A 23,558-nucleotide genomic window follows, 5' to 3' on the forward strand; every position below is an offset into this window, starting at 1 on the left:
TGTTTGCTTGTTGTAAATATCAAAGAATTTACTGAAAAAAAAACAAAGCAAATGCTTGCTTATCAATTTTTTGAGCAGCTGCTACAGATTCTGGGAATAGAACAATGCAATTGCCTTCTAAAAAACCTCTTGATGCTATTCCCATTTTTATACATTGAAATGGTGATACATAATTATTTGTATATTTTGAGGCGTCAGCAAGATAGGCCGTTTCATGACGATATCCTGTAACTAATTCCAGCCGGAATCCTTCTGGATCAGGTCCATTTGTTGCACGCATTGGAGCCAAGAAAAACAAGGGCGCATCTGGTAATGGGGCTTTGAAAGCAGCCAAAGTGTTATCAAATTTAGGAGGGGTCGTTAAACCGCTGATCATCCACTGATGAAGATCATCAGAAGTGGTCGCTAAAAGTTTTGGAGATAATCCGTCAAGAATATTGGCATGGTGGTTCAGCAGAGTGATCAATTCATTGATCATATTATTATCTGCTGAAGTTGGTTCTTTAATGCTCCCATCTCGTTCTTGGCGCATACGGAATTTGTCAACCAAGTTAACAATGGAAAGAAGCGCTTCAGATTTTTTCATGATGAGTTGACTTTAGTGAGTGGAGCAAAAAGGCCATTGGCACTTGTCCAAAATTTTCGACAATACTCAGCCTATAGCGATTTGCCGCAACCGATGTTGTGATACAAGCATCTGCTTTTTCAGCCTTACAAAGAACGGCTGCATCAGCATTGCTGTTGGCAAATACTTTGTCATATTGATGAGCTACCAGAGATTGCGGGGCAGGATGAGACGCTATGGTTTTAATTTCATCAGCGTTATTGCGTTTAGCTAAAACCATAGAGTGAGTAGGCATGATAAAGCTGTCAAATAATTGCATATCACCTAAACGGGTAAATATGAGTGTATGCAAATCAGGGTAAGCAGCACAACTTAAGAGATAAGCATCTTTTTTTTGAGCAAGTTCATTAAATGCTTCTTCAAGAGTTGCGTATTATATAATACGGGATCTCGAGTCAGTGGACAAAATATTTTTATTGTGATTGTCAAGCCACCACTGTGTTGCTGCTGCACAGTTAGTATCTGCAGGGCCAAGTGTATAGATAAAAGCATTATTTTCAGATTACATAATCTCTATTCTTTTAATTATGCGACTAAATTTAAATTAGTGTGATATGATAGAGTATATCAAGAACAATGCGTTAAGTAATTTAGTGCTTTATAAAATAATGTATATATGAAAGAAAATTTACAATTATAATTTTGTCTGTTCATTATTCTATCATGCCGTAAAACAGCGTCTTTTAGGGGAGTAATTGAGCAGAAAAATTCTATGCAGGGTATTTATTGGATATGTTAGAGAATTATTGAAATGGTTAAGCGAAGGTGAATGACACGTAAACCGTACTGCTCTATCATTTTTTGGATGAGCAGCGTTTTTGAATCTGTTCATATTGATAATACTATTGTAGGTGAATAATAAGCAAATTGGTAAGGCATGAACATCTTTGCCATAAAACTCAATATGTTTAACTTCTTAATTAAGATAATACTTTTAGAAATTGTTTTACTATTATGATTGTATTAAATATATAAAAGGCAATCATCATTGTCTTGTTTGTAAAAGAAACATGAAATATAACTCTTAAATCAGATTGAGATTGGTAAGATTTTTTTCTTCTTTGGAATCGTTAAGAAGGTCAGATTAAACCTTATTCAAGCTACAGAACCTAAAGAAACAGTCGTTTTTTTTGAAAAGATCAGAGGTAAACAAATATGCGTGAGATTTTGGATCATGTTGATATGCCATTGAATAAGAAGAGTTCTGTTCAAAAGGTTCAAAATCTTTCATTCCAATCACACCCAAAACGGTTTTATAAGCAAGTGAAGATCGCTTGTGAGGAGGGCGGCTTTACGATTTTGTTGGATGAACGTCCTGTAAAAACGCCCGCAAGGCGTCATTTTCATGTGCCAACAGAAGTGTTTGCTGAATATGTTGCTCAGGAATTTGAGAACCAAAAGCACGTTGTTGATCCTGCAAAAATGCCGATGACGCGTTTGGTTAATACTGTTATTGATGGTATCGCTGATGATATGCAGGCGGTTTTTGAAGATTTATTGCGTTTCGTTGCATGTGATATGATCTTTTATCGTGCACAAACACCTAAAGAGTTGGTGCAAAAACAATCTGAGCAATGGGATCCTTTATTAGATTGGGCAGAAAAAAAACTGGGTGCAAGGTTTTATTTGACAGAAGGGCTGATGCATGTGGAACAATCACCAGAAGCACTTCAAGCAGTCAGTAATTATTTACGTAGAGTTGAGTCTGCTTATATGCTTGCTGCACTTCATATGATGACAACATTAACGGGATCTGCTCTCATTGCTCTTGCTGTTGCAGCGGGAAACATTGATGCTGATCATGCTTGGTCTATTGCCTATTTAGATGAAGATTGGATGATGGAGCAATGGGGAACGGATAAAGAAACAATAGCACGCCGTTCTCATAAAAAAGTTGAATTTAAGGCTGCTGCTACAATTGTTACAACTTGTTTATAGGGGAAAATCTTTTATTTACGTGCATTCTTTTCGCTCAGAGTATTTTTGTGACTTTTTGAGGATTGGTTTTTACTTTATCAAGTCCAGGAAATAGTTCATTGGTTATGGTTAAGAGCGCTTCGTCATTACCACGGATAAAATACCATTGGTTATCGTGAAGTAGGGCAATAATTTCAGTTTGAATAGAGCATTTTTTTCCAGCATTTGTTGTGGTTACAAGCTCCACGGGTATAACAAAATAAGGGGTACCATTATCAAGGGTACCTTCACGTTTTTGTTTTTGATCAATGTTGATCGTTTCAATCTTGTAACTTTCTGCCAACCGTTCTATTTGGCTTTTCATGATTTGTAGAAATTGTGATTGATTAAGATTTTTTTGGGCGGTTAAGCGGTTGATGACTTGGGGAGGAATAGCATTTAAGATGGCATTTGCATCGGCATTTTTAAGTGCTTTACTATAAGCAGATGTTGCTTTCTCAAGAGTTGTAAGTTTTTGGTTGGTTATTGTATGTGCTTTAGTTGTTGATGTGATAAAGACAATGCATAAAAGAACGGGAACGAGAAAACAAATTCGCGGCATTAGAAACCTTTGTTAATTCATTTGAAGAGATTCAATACATTATAAAGGAAAAGCGGGCGAGCAAAAAGCCTCTTGCGCTTTTGCATGAGAAGAATATCCACAAAAATGGAGGCTTTTGCCTCCACTTTAAAAATCAAAAGAATACGTATTAATTGTTTAAACAGAATAGTACATATCAAATTCAACAGGATGGGGTGTTGTTTCGTAACGCAAGACTTCTTGCATCTTTACTTGAATGAAGGAATTAATCTGATCATCATCAAAAACGTCGCCAGCTTTAAGAAAGCCACGATCTTTGTCAAGTGCTTCAAGCGCTTCACGCAGGCTTCCTGAAACAGTAGGGATTTCTTTAAGTTCCTTTAAGGGAAGATCATAAAGATCTTTATCCATAGCATGTCCGGGATGAATTTTGTTTTTGATACCGTCAAGACCAGCCATTAAAAGGGCTGCAAATGCCAAATAGGGATTTGCTGTTGGGTCTGGAAAACGAACTTCTACGCGTTTTGAATTTGGTGAGGAGCTCATTGGAATACGGCAAGATGCAGAACGATTACGTGCTGAATAGGCAAGAAGAACAGGAGCTTCATAACCAGGAACCAAACGTTTATAGGAGTTTGTAGATGGGTTGGTAAAAGCATTTATTGCTTTTGCGTGCTTAATAACACCACCGATAAAAAACAGACAGGTTTCTGATAGTCCAGCATATTCATTTCCTGCAAAAATGGGTTTGCCATCTTTCCAAATGGAAATGTGGACATGCATTCCAGAGCCGTTATCACCAAAAACTGGTTTTGGCATGAAGGTTGCTGTTTTCCCATAACTGTTTGCTATTTGATGTACAACATATTTAAAAATTTGCATCTTGTCAGCCTCGCGAACAAGTGTATCAAAACGAATACCCAATTCATGTTGGCCCGCTGCTACTTCGTGATGGTGTTTTTCGACCTGTACACCCATATCTTTGAGTGCTGTGAGCATTTCAGAACGCATATCTTGGCAGGAATCAATCGGCGGAACAGGAAGGTAGCCTCCCTTTATTCGTGGGCGATGCCCTAGATTTCCTGTTTCATATTCCGTATCATCATTAGAGGGAAGTTCACTTGAATCGAGTTTAAACCCTGTGTTGTAAGGGTCCGTTTTATAGCGCACATCATCAAAGATAAAAAACTCTGCTTCTGGACCCACATTGATTGTATCTCCAATGTTTAAAGATTTCATATACACCTCAGCCCTTTTGGCGATAGAACGAGGATCTCTACGATAAAACTCACCAGAGACAGGATCAAGTACATCACAAAATATGACCAAAGTAGATTGAGCAAAAAAAGGATCAATATGTGCTGTTGCTGGATCTGGCATTAAAACCATGTCAGATTCATTAATTGTTTTCCAACCAGCAATTGAAGAACCATCAAACATGACACCATCACTAAAAGTATCCTCGCTGATCTCTGCGATATCCATTGTAATGTGATGCAATTTTCCTCGTGGATCAGTAAAACGTAAATCAACAAAACGGATTTCGTTGTCTGTAATCTGTTTGATAATATCTGATGCGGTTGTCATATTCAATTTCCTTAATATGGCGTTGAGGTGGATAAAAAAGTGAATTTTCCTGTTATTTATTAAAGGGCATCGATACCGGTTTCGTCTGTGCCTATACGAATTGCATCATCAATGGAAAAGACAAATATCTTTCCATCCCCTATATGTTTGGTTTGAGCTGCTTTACGTATTGCATCAACAGTTTGTTCCAGTTTTTCATCGGACACAACAATTTCAATCTTTACTTTAGGTAGAAAGTCAACAACATATTTCGTACCACGATAAAGTTCTGTATGTTCCCTTTGACGACCAAAACCTTTCGCTTCTGTTACTGTAATACCATGTAACCCAATTTTTTGAAGCGCTTCTTTCACTTCATCAAGTTTGAAAGGTTTTATAATGGCTTCAATTTTTTTCATGCTGAAATTATCTCCAACGTTATTTTGTCTTTTTAGACTGCATCACATTATATTGACAACTGTAAGATGTCCAACAGATACTTTGTGCACAAAAAGTCGAAAATAATGACACTCTATGCTCTGTTAGGAGAGTTTCTTTTGTAGAATACAGCCAAATACTGTTTTTTGGGAAAAAAACTTACAATTCTTATACAGAATTCAAATAATATAATAAAAGAGTTTTGTTTCTTTTTTATTAGATAATATCTTGACTTATAAGGATAATTAGACGCTCTCCACATTGAATGAGAAACTCTAATAGCGTAAGATTTTCTCATTTTAGATCTTTTTATCGTCAATCAATCAAAACGATACTTTTATATATCATAAATAGTTATGAGTGTGTGGATAACAACATTTGAAAAAAGAAATAAAATGCTTTTTATGAAAGCTTTCGATAATTAAAGGCTTTACAATATTAGGGAGTAGGGAAGACAAATATTGGAAAAGAGTGTGATGATGCCGATTCATAAATGTAAAGATGGTGGTGTATAATAATGAGTTTATCATTATAGCATTCATAGGAGCCGTTGTGAAATGGGCTTGAGAGCATTGAGAAATGTTTCTTTAAAACAGATGTGGGAATTGGCAACGCAAATATATTCCGTTTGGGGCGTTTTGTTCCTTCGTGAGGAATGTGATCTTCATTAAGGAACGCGATAAATAAAAGTGTGAAGCAATGGCAATCTTCATTATAAGATATTGCTGTGGATGCCTTGGAAAATCATAAAGATAAATTAAAAGGAAATGGAAATATAGAAATTTATTTATACCCTTAAAACTTCATATTCTTCCCAGTTTAGGTTGTCTGGTCGTTTCAGGTATAAACAAAACAGAGAATAAATACGCAATTATGTGCGCGTTCCTATTTGGCAATACGACAACTGAAACAGCTTATAAAGCGCTAAATTGTTTTTAGTCTTTGCTTCAAACGTGTTGCACCACTGGAATTAGGTGTTGGTTTACAGGTAATAATAAAAGTACAGGCTTTGTTAGTATGCTGTATTTTACAATAGAAAGCGTTTCTAAGAATTGGAATTATAGAGAGATGGGCGCAGTAAAACATGTTTTAGAAATTTTCCCGTATAGGAAGCGGGAACCTTAATGATGTCTTCAGGGCGTCCAATTGCAACAATTTCACCACCGCGATCTCCACCTTCTGGTCCTAAATCAATAATCCAGTCGGCTGTCTTTATAACATCAAGGTTATGTTCAATGACTATAACTGTGTTGCCTTGCTCGACTAGTTCGTGAAGCACTTCAAGAAGTTTGGAAATATCATGAAAATGTAAACCTGTTGTCGGTTCATCCAAAATATAGAGTGTACGTCCCGTTGTTTTACGAGAAAGTTCTTTCGCAAGTTTTACACGTTGTGCTTCCCCACCAGAAAGTGTGGTTGCTTGCTGTCCTACTTTTATGTAACCCAATCCTACTTTAATGAGAGTTTCCATTTTATTATGAATAGCGGGAATAGCTTGGAAAAATTCCTCTGCCTTTTCAATTGTCATATCCAAAATATCGGCTATAGACTGTCCTTTGAATTTTATTTCTAGTGTTTCTCGGTTATAGCGTTTTCCTTTACAGACATCGCAAGTAACATAGACATCAGGTAAAAAGTGCATTTCAATTTTGATGACTCCATCACCTTGACATGCTTCGCACCGTCCTCCTTTAACATTAAATGAAAAACGCCCAGCTTTGTAACCGCGGGCTTTTGATTCTGGAAGATCGGCAAACCACTCACGAATCGGTGTAAAAGCACCTGTATAGGTTGCGGGATTAGAGCGTGGGGTGCGTCCAATAGGAGACTGGTTGATATCGATGACTTTATCAAGAAATTCTAATCCTTCAATTTTGTCATAGCTGGCAGGGCTGTGATGAGAGCCCATGATATGATGTGATGCTGCTTTGAAAAGCGTTTCAATAAGAAATGTTGATTTTCCTCCTCCAGAAACACCAGTTATGCATGTGAAGGTTCCAAGAGGAATATTCGCATTGATATTTTTGAGGTTATTGCCTTTGGCGCCGATGATTTTAAGTGTTTTCGTTTTTGATATTTTGCGTCGCTCTGTCGGCATTTTAACAGCCATTTTTCCTGAAAGGTATTGGCCTGTGAGAGAGGCTGAATTTTCTATAATTTCCTGCGGTGTTCCTTGCGCTATGATTTCTCCACCATGAACGCCTGCGGCAGGCCCCATATCGACAACATAGTCTGCTGTGAGAATAGCATCTTCATCATGTTCAACAACAATAACTGTATTGCCAAGATTACGCAAATGGCGCAGCATTTCCAACAGGCGTTCATTATCGCGTTGGTGTAAACCGATAGATGGTTCATCTAAAATATAAAGAACGCCTGTAAGACCAGAACCAATTTGAGATGCTAATCGAATACGTTGGCTTTCTCCCCCTGAAAGCGTTCCTGAATTTCGAGACAAGGTAAGATATTCCAATCCTACATGATTTAAAAAAGCCAAACGTTCACGAATTTCTTTTAAAATACGTACGGCGATATTACGTTGTTTTTCTGTGAGATGTTGATGAACATTGGCAAACCAATCATCTGCTTTTAGAATAGAAAGATCTGATATTTGCCCAATATGCATTCCGTTGATTTTTACAGCAAGTGCCTCTGGTTTTAAACGATAACCGTGACAAGCTGGGCAGGGCGAAGAAGACATATAACGTTCGATTTCTTCTCGAGACCAAGCAGAATCGGTTTCTTTCCAGCGTCTCTCCATATTAGGGATGATTCCTTCAAAAGGTTGGGTCATTTTATGCGAACCAGAATTATTTTTATAGATAAAAGAAATTTCATCTCTTTTTGTACCGTAGAGAATAGCCTGTTGTGCTTCATTAGAGAGTTCACACCATTGATCTGTGAGTTTGAAACCGTAAGCTTTTCCTAATGCTTCTAAGGTTTGTTTATAGTAAAGTGAATCTGATTTAGCCCAAGGGGCAATGGCGCCATTCTTGAGGGTAAGATTTTTATTGGGCACAATTTTCAGTGGATCCATTGCTTTTTTTATGCCCAGTCCATCGCAGAGAGGACAGGCGCCAAAAGGATTATTGAACGAAAAAAGGCGTGGTTCAATTTCAGGAATAGAAAAACCCGATACAGGGCAGGAAAACTTTTCTGAAAAAATGAGCCGTTTGTGTGTATCATTTTTTGATTTATGAGCAGATTCCTTTGTCGTTTCTTTTTGTGCTAAGGGGTGGTCTGCCATTTCAGCTATGGCAAGCCCATTTGCTAGCTGTAAACAGGTTTCTATACTATCAGCCAAGCGAGAGGTGATATCCTTCTGTACAACAATGCGGTCTACCACGACATCGATGTCGTGTTTATATTTTTTATCAAGAGGTGGAATATCAGCGATTTCATAGAATTTTCCATCAACTTTAGCGCGTTGAAATCCTCTTTTTAAAAGTTCTGTTAGCTCTTTTTTATATTCTCCCTTTCGTCCTCGCACTAAGGGTGCCATAATAAAAATTCGCGTTCCTTCTGGTAAGGCCATAATTTGATCCACCATTTGGCTTACTGTCTGGCTTTCAATAGGAAGTCCTGTTGCAGGAGAATGAGGAATACCAATACGTGCAAAGAGAAGACGCATGTAATCGTGGATTTCAGTAACGGTACCTACCGTTGAACGAGGGTTGCGACTGGTTGTTTTTTGTTCAATGGAGATAGCTGGAGAGAGACCGTCTATGCGGTCGACATCGGGTTTTTGCATGACTTCCAAAAATTGGCGTGCATAGGCTGAAAGGCTTTCGACATAGCGGCGTTGTCCTTCAGCGTAAATTGTATCAAACGCTAAGGATGATTTCCCTGATCCAGAAAGTCCTGTTATAACAATGAGTTTATCACGAGGCAGATCGAGATCAATATTTTTAAGGTTATGCTCACGTGCACCGCGAATGGAGATATATTTTTGATGAGTCATACTTTATCCTTGGCATATGTGGCAAAAATTGAGCACCTAAAATGGAATAAAACTGTTTTTTTAGAATTATAATGTGTTTAACTGCTTTAATGCAAAAGGAAGGTATAAGTTTTGTGAAAAAAATACAAATGAGCAGCTTTTTATTCTCTCGTGGTGGAATAAACTATGCGTTTTTATCATCTTTTGTTATAATTACACTGAATACAATATTGGTAAAGGATAGCAATACCCATATTGATGGTCAATTGCGACATGTAAATTGAAGGTCAAGATGGTTATAACTGTTATAGAACAGAGTATTTTACAAATTAAAATTTTGGAGTTTATGCGATGGCTGGTAGCCTTAATAAAGTTATTTTGATTGGTAATCTTGGTGCGGATCCTGAAATCCGCCGTTTGAATTCTGGTGATCAAGTGGCAAATCTGCGTATTGCTACTTCAGAAAGTTGGCGCGATCGGAATACAAATGAGCGAAAAGAACGCACTGAGTGGCATAGTATTGTTATTTTTAATGAAAACCTTGTCAAAGTTGCAGAGCAATATTTAAAAAAGGGCAGCAAAATTTATATTGAGGGGCAGTTACAGACACGAAAATGGCAAGATCAAAATGGAAATGACCGTTATACAACAGAGATTGTTTTGCAAAAGTACCGTGGCGAATTACAAATGCTTGATGGGCGGGGAGCTGCGAGCGGGGAGCAAGGAGCAAGTCAAGGGGGGAGTTATAGTGGTGGCTTTGCCGATAGTCACTCAAATCAGAGAAATGCTTTTGGTCAAAATAATAATCAATTGGGAGAAAGTTTTTCACACAAATTAGATGATGACGTCCCTTTTTAAGAGTCTTTAAATTGCAGTATTATGATCATTTTATGGTTTGCTTGTTTCAGATTTTTGAAGTTTAGCGAAGTGAAAATTGTTAATTATTATTGGTAATTTAAAATATAAATTAATAACATCTTGAAAAATATTGTTAAATTTCTTTTTTGTCATGGGAGAGAAATTAGCATTTTTGTGTATTTTTCGCTATAAATAAAGTGAAATGATTCTTTTTTGAAAGTTTTGAAATTGTGACCGATCTTACTCCACACCCAGAACGTGATGTGCTAACCGGTATTGAACCAATCAGTATTATTGATGAAATGCAACGCTCCTATCTCGATTATGCGATGAGCGTGATTGTTTCACGTGCACTCCCTGATGTCCGTGATGGTCTTAAGCCTGTTCATCGACGTATCCTTCATGCTATGAATGAGATGGGGCTTTCTTTCAATAAGTCGTATCGTAAATCTGCTGGTGTTGTTGGTGAGGTTATGGGGAAATTTCATCCCCATGGTGATGCTTCAATTTACGATGCATTAGTGCGTATGGCGCAGGACTTTTCTTTAAGAAATCCATTAATTGATGGTCAGGGAAATTTTGGTTCCGTTGATGGTGATCCACCCGCGGCTATGCGCTATACTGAGTGTCGTTTAGAAAAAGTTTCAGAAGAACTTTTAGCTGATATTGATAAAGATACTGTTGATTTTCAGGATAATTACGATGGGCGTGAGCGTGAACCGGTTGTCTTACCAGCGCGTTTTCCCAATCTTTTGGTTAATGGGTCAGGGGGAATTGCTGTGGGAATGGCAACCAATATTCCTCCCCATAATCTTGGTGAAGTCGTTGATGGTTGTATCGCTTTGATTGATAATCCCGATATCACACTCGATAAAATAATTGAAATTATTCCTGGTCCGGATTTTCCTACAGGGGGTATTATCCTTGGCCACTCTGGTGTTCGTGCAGCTTATGAAACAGGGCGTGGCTCAATCATTATGCGTGCTAAAGTTGAGATCGAAGAAATTCGCAGTGGTCGACAAGCAATTATTGTGAGTGAGATCCCTTATCAAGTTAATAAGGCAACAATGATTGAGAAAATGGCTGAATTGGTGCGCGATAAACGCATTGAGGGAATCTCTGATTTGCGTGACGAATCTGATCGTGATGGATATCGGGTTGTTATTGAGCTGAAGAAAGATGTTGTTGCGGAAGTTGTTTTAAACCAATTATATCGGTATACGCCGCTACAAACTTCCTTTGGTTGTAATATGGTTGCTTTGAATGGGGGAAAACCCGAACAGATGACGTTGCTTGATATGCTTCGTGCATTTGTTTCTTTTCGGGAAGAAGTTGTCAGTCGGCGAACAAAATATCTTTTGCGTAAAGCGCGTGAGCGAGCACATGTTTTGGTTGGCCTTGCCCTTGCTGTTGCCAATATTGATGAAATTATAGCGCTTATTCGCAAAGCTCCTGATCCGCAGACAGCACGTGCACAGTTAATGGAGCGACGCTGGCCAGCGATGGATGTCGCGCCTTTGATTAAACTTATTGATGATCCTCGTCATATTATTCATGAGGATGGTACTTATAACCTCTCTGAAGAACAGGCGCGTGCTATTTTAGAATTGCGTTTGCAACGATTGACAGCCCTTGGGCGTGATGAAATCGCTGATGAATTGAATAAAATTGGCGTGGATATCGCTGACTATCTTGAGATCTTGGCATCACGCGTACGCATTATGTCTATTGTTAAGGATGAGTTGAGTGCTCTTCGTGAGGAATTTGCAACGCCGCGACGTACCGTATTTGGTTTTGGTAGCGCTGAGATGGAGAGTGAAGATCTGATCGCACCAGAGGATATGGTGGTAACGGTAAGCCATAGTGGCTATATTAAGCGTGTGCCTCTTAATACCTATCGTGCACAGCGACGTGGTGGTAAGGGGCGTTCTGGTATGTCCACGAAGGATGAGGATTTTGTAACGCGGTTGTTTGTTGCCAATACGCATACTCCGGTTCTTTTCTTTTCATCACGTGGGATTGTTTATAAGGAAAAAGTTTGGCGGCTGCCGCTGGGGACACCCCAATCGCGTGGGCGGGCTTTGATCAATATGCTTCCTTTACAACAAGGTGAGCGTATTACAACGATTATGCCTTTGCCTGAAGATGAAGCGAGCTGGAGTGCATTAGATATTATGTTTGCGACAACACGTGGAACTGTGCGTCGTAATAAATTATCAGATTTCGTTCAGGTTAATCGTAATGGTAAAATTGCGATGAAACTTGATGAAGAAGATGAAATTCTTTCTGTTGAAACCTGTACAGAACATGATGATGTTGTTCTAACAACAGCCAAAGGACAATGTATCCGTTTTCCAGTTGTTGATGTTCGGGTCTTTGCTGGGCGTAATTCTGTGGGAGTTCGTGGTATCAATTTAGCTAAAGGCGATAAAGTCATTTCGATGACAATTTTAGAGCATGTCGAGGCGACGTCCATTGAGCGTTCTGCTTATATTAAACGTGTAATGAATGAACGGCGTGCTTCTGGTGCAGATGCTGATGTTGAAGATATTATAACTTTTGATGAAGAAGATGGGGGTGCTGAAACAGAGTTAACAGATGAACGTTATGCAGAACTTCATGCACGTGAACAAATGCTTTTGACAGTGAGTGAGTTTGGTTATGGTAAACGTTCTTCTTCCTATGAGTTCCGGATTTCGGGACGTGGCGGAAAGGGGATTCGCGCAACAGATCCATCTAAAACAGCTGAAATTGGTAAATTAGTAGCGGCTTTTCCGGTGAAGGCGCAAGATCAAATTATGTTGGTATCAGATGGGGGGCAGCTTATTCGTGTCCCTGTTGAGGGAATTCGTACTGCTGGGCGCTCAACTAAGGGAGTCACAATTTTTAATACAGCCAAAGGTGAAAGAGTCGTATCGGTTGAACGTATTTCTGAACCTGAAGATGATACGAGTTCATTAGATGATGAAGGTGAGAAGCATTCTGATACAGTTGATATGAGCGAAGAAAAATAATTTTTAAGAGGAAGGAGTAAAGTCATGAAAATTGCTCTTTACGCGGGTTCTTTTGATCCTCTTACAAATGGTCATCTTGATGTTTTGAAAGGGTGTTTTGTGTTAGCTGATAAGGTGGTCGTCGCTATAGGGATACAGGCTGACAAAAAAACACTCTTTAGCTTCGAAGAGCGTGTTGATTTCATTACGCAGGTAGGGAAAGACTTATTTGGTGCAGATTCTAATCGATTGCAGGTTCTTTCATTTAGCAACCTTCTCATTGAGAAGGCGCGTGAAGTTGGTGCTTCATTTCTCATTCGTGGATTGCGTGATGGTACTGATCTTGATTATGAAATGCAAATGGCAGGAATGAATGGTGTTATGGCTCCTGAATTGCAAACTGTTTTTTTGCCGGCAAGTGTTTCTGGGCGCGCGATAACTTCTACATTGGTACGCCAAATTGCCTCTATGGGAGGTGATGTGACACCATTTGTACCGCCCAATGTTGCACAAGCTTTAAGCTCGAAATACCAATCTTTTAGGGGAGAATAAGTGTGTCTCGTAGAATTTTTGCTGTTTTGATATGTGTGTTTTGTTTTTTTTCATTGTCCGCTGTCGCTGGTAATCCTAGACCAGCAAGCGATGCAAGCCTTCTTGTTTTATCTCTCAAAGATGGTGATGTCATTATTCGTCTGCGTCCTGATTTGGCGCCAAAGCATGTTGCGCAAATCAAAAGATTAACAGAGGAGGGGGCCTATAATAATGTTGTGTTTCATCGCGTTATTCCTAATTTCATGGCACAAACTGGTGATGTAGAATTTGGAAAAAAAGGCAGTAGAGATTTTGATCTGAAACGCGTTGGTATGGGTGGCTCAAATTATCCCAATATACCGGCAGAGTTTTCAAAACAGCCGTTTAAGCGTGGTACAGTTGGGATGGCACGGTCACAAGATCCGGATTCCGCGAATTCTCAATTCTTCATTTGTTTTGATGATGCTGCTTTTTTAAACGGTCAGTATACGGTTGTTGGAGAGGTTATAAAGGGGATGGATGTTGTTGATAAAATAAAAAAAGGTACGACAAGTAATAATGGATCTGTAAAAAATCCTGATGTTATTAATGCTGCTACTTTACAAGTTGAGAAATGAATCAAGGGAGCTTTCCATATGGCTGAGAATAAAAATCCAGAGAATACTTTAATTCTTGAAACAACAAAGGGCAGAGTTGTTATTGAGCTTTTTGCTGATTTGGCACCTTGTCATGTTGCACGTATTAAAGAACTGGTACGGGAAGGTGCTTATGATAATGTTATTTTCCATCGCGTTATTGATGGTTTTATGGCGCAAACAGGGGATGTGCAATTTGGAAAGAAGGATAGTGAAAAATTCAATTTATCACGTGCTGGTATGGGGGGAGCAGAAAAACCAAATTTAACAGCAGAGTTTTCAAATCTTTCTCATAAGCGTGGTACAGTTTCTATGGCACGGAGTCAGAATCCAAATTCTGCTAACTCTCAGTTTTTTATTTGTTTTGCAGATGCTCCGTGGCTTGATCGTCAATATTCCATATGGGGGCAGGTTGTTGAAGGTATGGAAAATGTTGATAAAATTAAACGTGGTGAACCTGTTGCAGATCCAGATTCAATTACCAAAGCCATTATTGCTGCGGATGTAGAATAGTATAAACTATACTGATTTCAATTGTAAGTTTCTAAGAAAAAGTACTCTTTTCTGATCAATAAAGGCACACGAAACTCTTTTGTAGTATCACGCTTACCTTTTATAATTTCGAGCTAAGCATTGTCCATATATTTTCTTTAATCGGATCTTCCTGAAGAATATAACGCAACGGATTTGTACAAACACCTGTCAGAATAAGAAAACGCAAAGTCTGTTGTATTATGGTTGTTGTTTGGCAAAGTGTTTTATAAAAAATTCGGCATTTCTCTTCAATCCATTGTCGGTCTTAATGGTTTTATGATGTTACTTTCTTAAGAGAGCGTGTGCTTTTGTTTCTGCTCGTAAATCAACATCCAATCCTAATGCAGAAGCATGTTTGAAACACATATTAAGACGGATAAGAGCTTTACTCGCTCATCCAGTTTTCTTAGCAAGGTGGAAAACCAGCATTTATATATATTGGCGTAATCTTTAAAATAAGAAGACAGTTTAATCTTAGAAGAATATAATAAAGGCGCAGAAGTGAAATAAATGGCTAGTCTTGCCATCTCCTTTTTAACTCAACTTTACTTTTTTAAAAGTATCTAATGCAATATCTTTTAAATAATGAAGATTATGCATGGACTTACGCTTTTATTTTTCTCGTTTTTTAATAGAGGAATGCTCCAAACGGAATACACTTGTGTTGCGTATTTACGTGTTTTTTAAGAAGCATTTCTTAGTACATATCAACGTTCACTTCCACGATGATATTCATGGCATGTATAGTTTTAAAGCTATAAATAGTATAAAATCTATTATGTACCACCTTCTTTAAAGCTTATGAAGGAGCAAGCGGGTACCATCATACGCTTTTTCAGCCTCTAATGTTACGATAGAGCTTTTGGTATTTGAGAATCTTTACAAAAAGCATTTTTAGTTTTTTAAAGTATTTTTATTTACACGTTAATTTCTTTTGTGAATTATCTCTAATGCCAAGAGCTATCTCAATATTGTGAGTGGATAAGTGATTATGCTCATTTGCGTTTTTATTAAGCGTGAGGATCGCTGTGCCCAGTAGATGAAAAATTTTTATCTGTAAAAGTTAAAGAATATGTAAGCTGTACAATGCGTTCAAAATTTTCTTCTATGGGTACAAAGTTACTGCTTATGGAAGTATGTGAAGATGAAATTATTGTGATAATAATGTTGCAGTTCTGTTAAGGATAAGCGTAGGTATTTTGAGGTATGATATTATAAGGATTTTACTATTTTTTGGGAGCTAGATTATCACTTTTATTATGGTGGTTTCTTAACAAGAAATGTTCTTTTATCTCGTTTAATTTTTGATGCTGATTACAATATTGAGCGAATCAAAAATTAATTCATAAAGCTTTTGACAATGCTCGTAAGGGGATATCTTTTTTCTTTCTATAGAGATATGCATTGATGGAATCAAAAAGACGAGAGTTATGATAAAGACATTTCATTATAGAAAAATTGCTCAAGATGGGTATGCACGTCGAGGCGAAATTATAACGGGGCGAGGATGTGTTCGTACACCCGCATTTATGCCTGTTGGGACGGCAGGAACCGTTAAGGCTATGTATATGGATCAAATTCGTGATCTTGGTGCAGATATCATTTTGGGGAATACTTATCATTTAATGTTACGTCCAGGAGCTGAACGTGTTGCGCGTTTAGGAGGATTACATGAATTTTCACGCTGGAGCGGACCTATTTTAACCGATTCTGGTGGCTTTCAGGTTATGTCATTGGCGGGAATCCGTAAAATTACTGAACAAGGTGTGATTTTTCGTTCTTACATTAATGGAGCCTACTATGAAATGAGTCCAGAGCGTTCTATCGAAATTCAAGAACTTCTTGGTGCGGATATCCAGATGCAGTTGGATCAATGTATTGCATTACCCGCAACTGAAAAAGAAATGGAAGAAGCTATGGAACTTTCATTGCGGTGGGCGCTGCGTTGTAAAACAGCTTTTGGAGAGCAGCCAGATAAAGCATTGTTTGGGATTGTTCAAGGTGGTGATAATATGAAACTGCGTGAACGTTCTGCTCAAGCATTAAAAGAAATAGATTTAAAAGGTTACGCTATTGGAGGGCTTGCTGTTGGTGAGCCGCAGAGTGTTATGACAGCAGTATTGGATACTACTTGTCCGATTTTACCAGAGGATAAACCACGCTATCTTATGGGAGTAGGGACACCTGATGATATTTTACAAAGTGTTGCTCGTGGTGTTGATATGTTTGATTGTGTTATGCCGACGCGTGCAGGACGTCATGGTTTAGCTTTTACCCGCTTTGGTAGAATTAATTTGCGTAATGCGCGTTATGCAGAAGATCCACTTCCTCTTGATCCACAGTCACTTTGTCCAGCAGCACATGATTATAGTTGTGCTTATTTGCATCATTTGATTAAATCTGGTGAATCTCTTGGGGGGATGTTGTTGACGTGGAATAATCTTTTTTATTATCAACAACTTATGCAGGGAATTCGTGATGCCATTGAGGAAGGCTGTTATGCCGATTTTTGCGCTGAAACGCGTGCTCTATGGGCACAAGGACGCTAAAATATTAATCGTAATATAGCGCCTCATTTTTTTATTGAATTTATTCTCGCACTTACAAATTTAGCTAAAAAATGAAATTAGAAACATCTTCCAAAATTATAAAATTCCACTATCTTAGGATATAACAGTGCGGTTTTATAGGGCACATATTCTTTTTCTAATTACTAGATAAAAACAGAAACTGTTACTCCGGTACGCGCTACCTGATCCGGAGAAAAACAGTTTTTCTGTTTCTGATGACTGTTTACAGCAACAATGTTAATGAGGCGTTAGCGAACTCTTAAAGAAGTATGAAAATTGTATTTTTATGAGCTACTTTGTGTTTTTTATTACTAAAGGTAAAGAATGGATTATATACAATCGAACAGATAAATTTTTAGAAAATTAAAATAAAACTAAAATAAAATTACAACATTTAAAATGTTATAATTTTATTTTTTAAGTTTTTATATATAAATATTCTTTAAAATAGATTTATGTAATATTATTTATATAATAAAAATATAGATATTATGTCATAATAAATTAAATATTAATCACGGTAATTGTCATGTTTATAAAACATCAATAAACATACTTATACAAAATTTATTATATTTGTTTTTTGCTTTGTTTATAGAATTTATCTGAAAATAATCATAATATATTTACGTGAATATTTTAATTTACAGATAGTGAGTTAGATATCTGATGCGATTCCTCTGTTAGATGAGGGAGGGGTAAAGATGTCTAAAAGAGGGTATTTAATAAATCTAGAAACCAAGCACTATTATCATGAGAATTTTTAAAAGACTCTATAATAATTTATAAGAATGGCCTAAAGTTGAAATTATAGCTTATCGATTTGGGGGATCTGTATTCAGGTAGCAAAATAAAGCAACAATAATTTTGGGGGAGAAGTTTTATCTTTGTATCAAGATAATGATGAGATATTATTCACTTGTTTGAAATGCATTCTTCGGCAAATTTTAGAATTATTTATAGGATATAGTATATCGTTGCAAAATAAAGTTTTCACTGTAAAATTACAATGGCTGAAAAGAGGAGACAAAGTTTATTATCTGGTAGATCTGATAGAAATAGGTGAATACGTCTATGATCTTGAGGTTTTCAAAGATTTTCCATTAAAGAATCTTACTTAAAACTCTATAAAATGCTTTATATATCAAAATATTTCTAAAACTTTATTGGGGACTATTGGGCATGCGTATAATAATGTTTTGAATTTTTGTTTGTGTGTATTACAGATATTTACAGTTAAAACTCCTATCCAGAAGTGATAGTATGAAGGATTTTTATCAACAAAAGGTTCTTGCATTGGGAATTGATTCGAGAATACGGCGTTTAATAATTTTAGCTCTTGCCGTGGGGAGTTTTGCTATTGGTACTGCAGAGTTTGTCGCAATGGGGCTACTGCCAGAGATGGCACGAAGTTCCTATGTTGATATTCCTACCGCTGGTCAATATATTTCTGCTTATGCATTAGGAGTTGTGATTGGAGCACCTCTTTTAGCTGTGGCAACAGCTCAGGTATCACGCAAAACTGTTTTGATGGGATTAATGCTTTTTTATGCCTTAGCAAATATTGCTAGTGCCTTTTTTTCTGATTTTAGCATATTAGTAGTATTACGCTTTCTCAGTGGACTTCCCCATGGAATCTATTTTGGACTTGCGGCTATGGTTGCTTCTTCAATGGTAGAAATGAAAGAACGTTCTAAAGCTGTTGGATATGTTATGCTCGGCTTAACAATTGCAACCGTTTTGGGAGCACCCAGTGCTACTTGGATTGGTCAACTTATTGGTTGGCAGATTGCTTTTGTCCTTGTGGGTATGATTGCTTTATTGTGTAGCTTGCTTATTTGGAATTTTTTTCCTTGTGATTCAAGTTTTCCAAAAACGAATCCTTTGCAAGAAATGGGTGTATTAAAGCAAAAGCAGGTGTGGCTTCTTTTGTTGATGGTGTCGGTGGGAGCGTCAGGATTATTTTCTGTTTTCACTTATATCAAGCCAACATTAATGCATATTTCTGGTGTTTCACTTGAGTGGGTACCATTTATTATGCCGTTAGTTGGATTGGGAATGGTGATAGGAAATCTCTTGGGGCCTAAATTAGCTGTTAAAATTGGCATTTCACCGATGATATTTTTCTCTATGCTTTGGAGCGTATTTGTTTTTTTTCTTTTTTTCTTTTTATCCTATGCTCCGTTAACAGCGGCAATAGGATGCTTTTTTGTTGGAACTTCTTTTGCTGCTATGCCTTCTATACAAACAAAAATTATGGATGTTGCACTACAGGGACAGATTTTGGCAGGAGCATTAATGCAGTCTGCTTTTAATATTGCCAACGCTCTTGGTGCTGAATCTGGAGCATTAGTTTTAAAATTGGGCTATAGTTATGAATATACAGCTGTTTTAGGAAGTGTTCTAACTTTGTGTGGATTAATGGTTTTTTGCATCTCATGGTATATGGAGAAGCATGCTTAATATTTTTCATTTTTTTAATGAAGAAGGAATTTTTATATTTATTTTTAGTTATTGGAATGTCCTGTTGGGTTTTTCAATATGAAGTAAGAAATGCGCAGTGCTAATGGAATAGCAAGACAAAATAAAAGACCCATGAGCACTATAAGAAGAGTTTTTGCTGCTAAGATCATTCCTATTGTTCCTCCAGGATTAAAGAGGCCTGCAAGATTGGTGATGACTCCTGCTAGAGTTGCACTTAAGGCTGCTGAAAATAGTTGTACAGAGGTAAGGGATTCACTGGCACGGAGAGCATCTTCATCATTTGCACATTGTAAGATCCTTGTGAGCAAATGTGGCCATGCTATGCCCGCACTGATTCCAATAGAAAACAGTGCTAAGCAAATAATAAAAATATATTCAAGCGCGGAAACTTCTGTTGGGATGAGCCATAAAAGAATCATTATGCCTAACAGTTTTAATAGGGGCGAGTATACAATGATGTTGCGAATTTTTTTTGTGGAGAGACCAGCACTTGAGATGGCTCCACATGTCCACCCTAGGCTCATAAGTGCTGCTATATAACCAGCAATAAGTGGAGCTTGCCCATGAAGCTCTTGAAGAAAAAGTGGAAAATAAAGTTCTATACTGTATACGACTGTTGTCATAACGAGTATCAATGCGTAAACAGAAAAGATTTCAGAAGAGAAAGAAAAGGATTTGCGGGGCAACATAGGATGAGGGGTAGATGATTCGATTTTTGCTAGAACAAAAAGAAGACTAAGTCCGATAACTAATCCGCAAATTTTTGCTATTGTAGACTCCATAGCCCCTCCAACAGAAATAATAAAAATCAATAAGGTGAGTGTGAAAAGCTGGAGAAGAGGAAGAGGGGGTGTTGGAACATCGTTTTCATTCTTTTTTGGTAAAAATTTAAAGGCGATGAGTGAGAAAAATATAGCTAATACGCCAATGATCAAAAAGGATGCTCGCCATAGCCCATAATATACAGAAAGCCCCCCGATTGCTGGTCCTAACAAGGTTGATATTCCCCACATTCCAGAGATAATACTTAATGCATGTGACCATAAAGATGGGCTGAAAACAATCCGTACCATGGAATAGGATAGGGATAACAAAGAACCACTTCCAAATCCTTGAATAAAGCGTCCTATTAAAAACAATGGCATAGATGAAGAAATGCTGCACATAAAAGTGCCTAGGGTGAAGATAAGTCCAGAAATAACATACGCATTGCGAGGACCTAATTTCCCTAATATTTTTGTTGCAAGTGAAGTACCCACGAGTGAAGCTGTAATAAAGACAGTAGCCACCCAAGAATAATATATTTCACTGCCAATATGATTCATAAGAGAGGGTAAAATAGTAATAACAATATAAACGTTGGTGGCGTGTAACACAACTCCACCTGTAAACGTTAAAAAGCAAAGACCATTTTTACCCAATAAAAGCGCAGACCAGCCCTGTTTTTTCACTGTTGTTTGCTATTTAATAAAAATCTATCCTCTTTTTACTTATAAGGTACTTCTTTGAATTTGCCAAGAGAAATTCAAAGCTCTGTTTAGAGCTTTGAATTTTAATTTAAGTAATAACTTAATTGCCCATTGCTTTTTTGAGATTCTCATCAATTTTATCGAGGAAACCTGTTGTAGAAAGCCACTTTTGTTTAGGCCCAATCAAAAGTGCGAGATCTTTGGTCATAAAACCTTCTTCGACGGTTTTAATACAAACTTCTTCCAATGTCGTGGAAAAGTTTTTTAACTTCTCATTGTTATCTAGTTTAGCACGGTGCGCTAGTCCACGCGTCCATGCAAAAATAGATGCAATAGAGTTCGTTGATGTTTCTTCATTCTTTTGATGCTGACGATAATGGCGTGTTACAGTGCCGTGTGCTGCCTCTGCTTCAACAATTTTGCCGTCAGGTGTCATGAGAACAGAAGTCATGAGACCCAGAGAACCAAAGCCTTGGGCAACAATATCAGATTGGACATCACCATCATAGTTTTTACATGCCCATACGTATCCACCTGACCACTTTAATGCAGAAGCAACCATATCATCAATAAGACGGTGTTCGTAATATAATTTACGGTTTTCAAATTCAGTTTTAAATTCCGTATCGAATATTTCTTGAAAGATATCTTTAAAACGACCATCGTAAGTTTTTAGAATGGTATTTTTTGTTGAAAGATAAACTGGAACATTCCGTTGTAGTCCATAATTAAAGGATGCGCGGGCAAAATCACGAATTGACTCATCAAGGTTATACATAGCCATGGCAACCCCTGCGCTTGGAGCATCAAAAACATCATGTTCAATAACTTGATTATCATCACCGACAAATTTAATACTTAATTTCCCTTTTCCTGGAAATTTAAAATCTGTTGCCTTGTATTGATCACCAAAAGCGTGACGTCCGATAATAATTGGCTTTGTCCAGTTAGGAACAAGGCGAGGGACATTTTTACAGATAATGGGTTCGCGAAAAATGACTCCTCCTAAAATATTGCGGATTGTGCCATTAGGTGATTTCCACATTTTTTTTAGGTTAAATTCTTTAACGCGTGCCTCATCAGGTGTGATGGTTGCGCATTTTATACCAACCCCATATTTTTTGATAGCATTGGCAGAATCGATAGTTACCTGATCATTGGTTGCATCACGATTTACGACGGAAAGATCATAATATTTTAGATCAATGTCGAGGTAGGGATGGATTAATTTATCTTTGATATATTTCCAGATGATGCGGGTCATCTCATCCCCATCAAGTTCAACAACGGGGTTTTCTACTTTGATCTTTACCATTAGAAATCCTTTTTCTTTTAAGCGATACTACTTGTATAACACTTTCAAGTTTATAATGAAAAGTAAAAACAAGGGAAAAAAGCATTCAAATATGAGCTTTTAGAATATATTATCAATAGAGTGTAAAATTTTGTTGGAGGGTTTAATTTTTGAAAAGAAGTGATGTGTTTGCAAATCTATAATTATTCTATGATTGATGAAGAATCTGTTTAATAGATAAGGTAGTTAGATCACCGAGGGACGGGGATTATGCGTTTTTATTATCAGAGATTCCATTTAATAAGTTGATCGTATTCTGAATTATAGTTTCTTGATTTGTTGTGTTAGGTGAATAAGAAACTATTTTTATATTGCTATTTCAATTCTAAGCTTACGGTCTGTTTGTTTATAAAAAGTTTAATGTGATAACAAAGGCACTGTAATTAGAAATGCTTCATATAAAATGCGTTTGAGATAAACTTCAATTTTGAAGGTTGAAAAAAACGTATAAATGATGCGGCTGGTTTTAATTTAAAAATTAACAGCATACGCAAGAATATGACTTATAAAATTACCGTATCGCGAGCTAGAATCTTCTAATTCTTATGTTTTATCGATTCTTATTGTTATTAACTATGCGCAGTAAAGCACTATCCTCGAAATGCAACAAAGAAATTAATCACCTAATGATTCTTGTATCCTTTTTACGAAGAGATTCCTTTTAAAATCTTATTCCCTCATTTTTATTTATGCATCCCTCATTTTTAAAAACACAAATAAAATGAATATATTACACATAGAAAAAAGAAACATGGTACGCCCAAGGGGCGGGTATAGAGTAAATAAAATCAAAGAATTATATAGAATATAAGGGAATTAATGAATTTTGATTCTATTACGTTTTTTTGTCTCTGCCCCTAACTTTTTTGGAGCTTTTTTATAGCTTCAAGAGCTAGTCTTTTACGATCTGCACTCTTTGTATAAAGGGATGCCATCTGATCTTCTGTCCAGCCAAAAATTGCTTTCAATTGTGATACTGTTGCTCCAGAATTAGCTGCACGTGTTGCGGCTAATTTTCTTAATCCATGCGCCGATTTTTTAATTCCAGCCGCATTACAAGCGTC

General features: G+C 37.2%; 17 protein-coding genes. 8 read left to right on the forward strand and 9 right to left on the reverse strand.

Annotated elements, in window-relative coordinates; all coding sequences use genetic code 11:
- Window positions 1-28: 28 nt before the first annotated feature.
- Window positions 29-586 (reverse strand): DUF6421 family protein, encoded by a 558-nt coding sequence (locus ACFIMK_RS02700; protein WP_375682502.1) that lies wholly within the window; start codon window positions 584-586, stop codon window positions 29-31.
- A complete protein-coding gene (locus tag ACFIMK_RS02705) occupies window positions 573-884 on the reverse strand; it encodes a prephenate dehydratase domain-containing protein (RefSeq protein WP_375611511.1) in 312 nt (103 codons plus the stop codon). The genes ACFIMK_RS02700 and ACFIMK_RS02705 overlap by 14 nt, the downstream gene beginning before the upstream one ends.
- 896 nt (window positions 885-1,780) lie before the next feature.
- On the opposite strand from ACFIMK_RS02705, the gene ACFIMK_RS02710 reads away from it, so the two are divergent.
- Window positions 1,781-2,563: an ATP12 family chaperone protein gene (locus ACFIMK_RS02710; protein ID WP_375629042.1), complete on the forward strand. Its 783-nt coding sequence runs from the start codon at window positions 1,781-1,783 to the stop codon at window positions 2,561-2,563.
- A 34-nt stretch (window positions 2,564-2,597) separates the two neighbouring features.
- Here the strand turns inward: ACFIMK_RS02710 and ACFIMK_RS02715 are convergent, their stop codons facing one another.
- From ACFIMK_RS02715 to uvrA, 4 genes are all read right to left on the reverse strand, one after another.
- Window positions 2,598-3,143 carry a hypothetical protein gene (locus tag ACFIMK_RS02715; protein WP_375629043.1) on the reverse strand — a complete coding sequence of 182 codons (546 nt, stop codon included), beginning with the start codon at window positions 3,141-3,143 and terminating at the stop codon, window positions 2,598-2,600.
- Window positions 3,144-3,299: 156 nt separating this feature from the next.
- Entirely contained in the window at window positions 3,300-4,709 is a 1,410-nt protein-coding gene (gene glnA, locus ACFIMK_RS02720) for a type I glutamate--ammonia ligase (protein ID WP_375611514.1), read from the reverse strand.
- Between the two features lie 59 nt (window positions 4,710-4,768).
- Entirely contained in the window at window positions 4,769-5,107 is a 339-nt protein-coding gene (locus ACFIMK_RS02725; protein WP_015856528.1) for a P-II family nitrogen regulator, read from the reverse strand.
- A 1,064-nt stretch (window positions 5,108-6,171) separates the two neighbouring features.
- Complete coding sequence (gene uvrA, locus ACFIMK_RS02730) at window positions 6,172-9,087, reverse strand: excinuclease ABC subunit UvrA (protein WP_375683093.1); 2,916 nt, start codon at window positions 9,085-9,087, stop codon at window positions 6,172-6,174.
- 330 nt (window positions 9,088-9,417) lie between these two features.
- Here uvrA and ssb point away from each other — a divergent pair, with 330 nt between their 5' ends.
- From ssb to ACFIMK_RS02765, 7 genes are all read left to right on the forward strand, one after another.
- Window positions 9,418-9,924: a single-stranded DNA-binding protein gene (gene ssb, locus ACFIMK_RS02735; protein WP_375611516.1), complete on the forward strand. Its 507-nt coding sequence runs from the start codon at window positions 9,418-9,420 to the stop codon at window positions 9,922-9,924.
- Window positions 9,925-10,154: 230 nt separating this feature from the next.
- Window positions 10,155-12,938 (forward strand): DNA gyrase subunit A, encoded by a 2,784-nt coding sequence (gene gyrA / locus ACFIMK_RS02740; RefSeq protein ID WP_375683094.1) that lies wholly within the window; start codon window positions 10,155-10,157, stop codon window positions 12,936-12,938.
- Window positions 12,939-12,962: 24 nt separating this feature from the next.
- Window positions 12,963-13,469 (forward strand): pantetheine-phosphate adenylyltransferase, encoded by a 507-nt coding sequence (gene coaD, locus ACFIMK_RS02745; RefSeq protein ID WP_375611518.1) that lies wholly within the window; start codon window positions 12,963-12,965, stop codon window positions 13,467-13,469.
- A 2-nt stretch (window positions 13,470-13,471) separates the two neighbouring features.
- Window positions 13,472-14,065 (forward strand): peptidylprolyl isomerase, encoded by a 594-nt coding sequence (locus tag ACFIMK_RS02750; protein WP_375638223.1) that lies wholly within the window; start codon window positions 13,472-13,474, stop codon window positions 14,063-14,065.
- Window positions 14,066-14,083: 18 nt separating this feature from the next.
- Window positions 14,084-14,596, forward strand: a complete 513-nt coding sequence (locus ACFIMK_RS02755) for a peptidylprolyl isomerase (RefSeq protein ID WP_375611520.1) — start codon at window positions 14,084-14,086, stop codon at window positions 14,594-14,596.
- A 1,451-nt stretch (window positions 14,597-16,047) separates the two neighbouring features.
- Window positions 16,048-17,166, forward strand: a complete 1,119-nt coding sequence (tgt, locus tag ACFIMK_RS02760) for a tRNA guanosine(34) transglycosylase Tgt (protein ID WP_375629052.1) — start codon at window positions 16,048-16,050, stop codon at window positions 17,164-17,166.
- A gap of 1,284 nt (window positions 17,167-18,450) precedes the next feature.
- The gene (locus ACFIMK_RS02765; RefSeq protein WP_375629055.1) at window positions 18,451-19,650 is read left to right on the forward strand and encodes an MFS transporter; all 1,200 of its coding nucleotides are present in this window, start codon (window positions 18,451-18,453) and stop codon (window positions 19,648-19,650) included.
- 44 nt (window positions 19,651-19,694) lie between these two features.
- Here ACFIMK_RS02765 and ACFIMK_RS02770 read toward each other — a convergent pair whose 3' ends face one another.
- The 3 genes from ACFIMK_RS02770 to ACFIMK_RS02780 form a co-directional block, all read right to left on the reverse strand.
- Entirely contained in the window at window positions 19,695-21,122 is a 1,428-nt protein-coding gene (locus tag ACFIMK_RS02770; RefSeq protein ID WP_375629058.1) for an MFS transporter, read from the reverse strand.
- Between the two features lie 118 nt (window positions 21,123-21,240).
- Entirely contained in the window at window positions 21,241-22,455 is a 1,215-nt protein-coding gene (locus tag ACFIMK_RS02775; RefSeq protein WP_375613103.1) for an NADP-dependent isocitrate dehydrogenase, read from the reverse strand.
- A gap of 896 nt (window positions 22,456-23,351) precedes the next feature.
- The coding region (locus ACFIMK_RS02780) for a tyrosine-type recombinase/integrase (RefSeq protein ID WP_375683095.1) at window positions 23,352-23,558 on the reverse strand (207 nt) is incomplete at its 5' end.

The organism is Bartonella sp. AP280QHHD (genome assembly GCF_042196125.1).
Classification (GTDB): Bacteria; Pseudomonadota; Alphaproteobacteria; order Rhizobiales; family Rhizobiaceae; genus Bartonella.